A 2513-nucleotide genomic window follows, 5' to 3' on the forward strand; every position below is an offset into this window, starting at 1 on the left:
TTGTAAGCTGTCAATACAGCACATGTAGTCCTTTTTCCAAGAAAGGGTCTTTGGAATGATTTAAAAGATGTTTATGCTGTGATTTGAGCAGAATTTTCTAGTTCTTCAGTACGATCTGTTTGATTGCTTTTTTTCCAGAGATGGGGCAAAAGTTCATGAACCTGCTCAATTGGATGGGTATTTATTTTTTCTAGGACATCGGTCAACCATTCCAGCGGGTTAACATCATGAAGTTTACAAGTACCCATAAACGAATAGAACATGGCACTTCTTTGCGCTCCTTCATGCGATCCAGAAAACATAAAATTACGACGACCCAGAGCTATCGGTCTAATGCTTGATTCAATAGGATTGTTGTCATTACTTAACATAGGGTCCTCCATGTAAACGGCGAGTCGTTTAAAACGCTTCATGGTATACGCAAAGGCTTTATGGATAGCACTCTGTTCATTTAGTAAAGGTTCATTTTCTTGCAACCATTTTCCAAAGTCCGCCCATATAGGGACAGCTTCTTTCTGCCTAATTTTTAGTCGTTCATCGGGAGTCTTGTTTTTTATATTCCGCTCGATATCATATAGCTGGCTAAAGATATCCATAGCATATTTGGATCGCTCGGGGTCATTTTTTTCCGCTTCTAGGAAATACCGACGAGCATGCGCAGCGCAACACAGGAGCGTTATATCTTTATTTTGCCCCAGCGATTCGTAGGATGCGTAACCATCCGATTGAAAATATCCTCTGAAATCCTCGATCATAGATTTGGGTATTTCTTTGCCTCTGCCGGGGTGATATTCGAAGAGCATAAGATCAAGTGGCGGGGCCTGCATTGCCCAATAATACCCTTTATGCGTGGTTCCTTTTTTGTTTTTATCCATTACCTTCATGGTGGTTTCGTCCATCATTAAGTAATTGCTTTGAAGAATCAGTTTTTTAAGCGACTCATATAAAGGTTGTAGTAAGTTGCAGGTTTTGGAAGTCCAATCCAACAGCGTAGAATGAGCCAGTTTGATGCCCGCGCGATCAAAGCGAGTCATTTGCCGGTGGATCGGAAGATGATCACAATATTTCTCTACTACAAGCGTAGCTAACAAAGAAGCATCTGCCATGGAGTTTTTAAGCACGCCCTGAGGAAGTGGTGCAATGATAATCGTGTTTTGCAATCCAGGATCTCCTTCAGGTGTTGGTAGTAAGTATTTGTAACGTATGATCTTCTTTGCACTTAGTTGTGTCGGGTTACCTTTCAGGCGGTAGGACACTTCACTGCCGATACATTTACTACCTTCAGGTATACTCTCCGGATGAATTTCTTGAATCTCATCGACTAGGCTTTCTGGAATAACAAAATGTTTTTTCTTGACTTGAGCGGTTTCCTTTGGTTTTGTTGCAACGGATTTGCTCCTTTCAACTACAGGCACCTCCACCAAAGCCTCTTCTTCTAATTCAAGGCGGAGTTGAGTAGGGATTTGTTCTTTTCCAAGATAGCGTTCACTTTTGCTTCCAAAGGCTATTTTCAGCACTTGATCGAGGCGATGTTGAAGCTTTTCTTGAGACAGAAGCAATTGCTCAACCTTCTCCATAAGCAGGGTATTATCTTGCTTGGATTGAAGATACAATTCCTTATAATCTAGCGCTTCTGTCTCCTGCATTTCATTTGTTTTACTACCTTAAAAATACGGAAAACTCCCGGTTTATGCAAGCTTTTTTATGGCTATTTCCTCCCTTTATTGCTCCAAAGTAAGCACCTCTCTTTGTCGTTTTTTAGCCAACTTTTCCGGATGAAATTCCACTCCACGAAGTACCTGCAAGAGTTGAATTTCACTGATGTAGCTACCCTTGCCATCCGCGCGAAGAGGTGGCGCCTCAAAATTCCCTCGATCCATCTTTTTGTAATAAATCACAAAGCCTCCATGCTCCCAGAATAACAACTTGATGCTTTGACGTGTTTTGCTGAGAAAAACGAATACATCCCCGTTGGCCGGATCGTTTCCCAGCTCAGTACGTACAATGCCTGCAAGTCCGTTAAAGCTTTTCCGACCATCCACACACCATGGATAAACGAAATATTTTTTATGAGCGGGGATCATTGTGCACTAGTTTTATTTAACAACACGTGAAGGTAATCAGGGCCTACATACTGGTGAAGTTTTACCTCGATGCCGTTAATGCATATGCTGGCAAATAACCCTTCCGAAACGGAGGGAACCTCCGGCTGCACTGCTAATGGAAGTTCGATGAATTTTCCTTTACTTGGAAGACCACCATTGCGGCGCTTTTTTATCCAAGAGCGGAAGGTGGTGGGGGATAGTTGACGATCTTGGCAGAACTTCGTTAATCCAATTTCACTTTTACAGGCATCGAACTCCTGCAGAAAACCTAGAATTTCTTCTGGCTTCCAATCCGACGATTTCTTGACGGATTTATTGCTTTCTGTGTATTCCATAATGTTGAATTTTATGAATGCAATTTGCAAAATTGAATAATCTACGTCAAGATGCACCGTAATGAGGGCTTAC

Annotated in this window: 3 protein-coding genes; all 3 read right to left on the bottom strand. The window is 41.9% G+C overall.

Annotation, left to right across the window (positions count from 1 at the left end; genetic code table 11):
* Positions 1-71: 71 nt before the first annotated feature.
* Positions 72-1646, bottom strand: a complete 1575-nt coding sequence (locus FM107_RS16680) for an IS66 family transposase (protein ID WP_086949626.1) — start codon at positions 1644-1646, stop codon at positions 72-74.
* Between the two features lie 75 nt (positions 1647-1721).
* Positions 1722-2084, bottom strand: a complete 363-nt coding sequence (tnpB, locus tag FM107_RS16685; protein WP_086949627.1) for an IS66 family insertion sequence element accessory protein TnpB — start codon at positions 2082-2084, stop codon at positions 1722-1724.
* Complete coding sequence (locus FM107_RS16690; RefSeq protein WP_086949628.1) at positions 2081-2440, bottom strand: hypothetical protein; 360 nt, start codon at positions 2438-2440, stop codon at positions 2081-2083. The genes tnpB and FM107_RS16690 overlap by 4 nt, the downstream gene beginning before the upstream one ends.
* Positions 2441-2513: the final 73 nt, after the last annotated feature.

It is taken from the genome of Sphingobacterium sp. JB170 (assembly GCF_900163865.1).
In the GTDB taxonomy this organism is placed as follows: domain Bacteria; phylum Bacteroidota; class Bacteroidia; order Sphingobacteriales; family Sphingobacteriaceae; genus Sphingobacterium.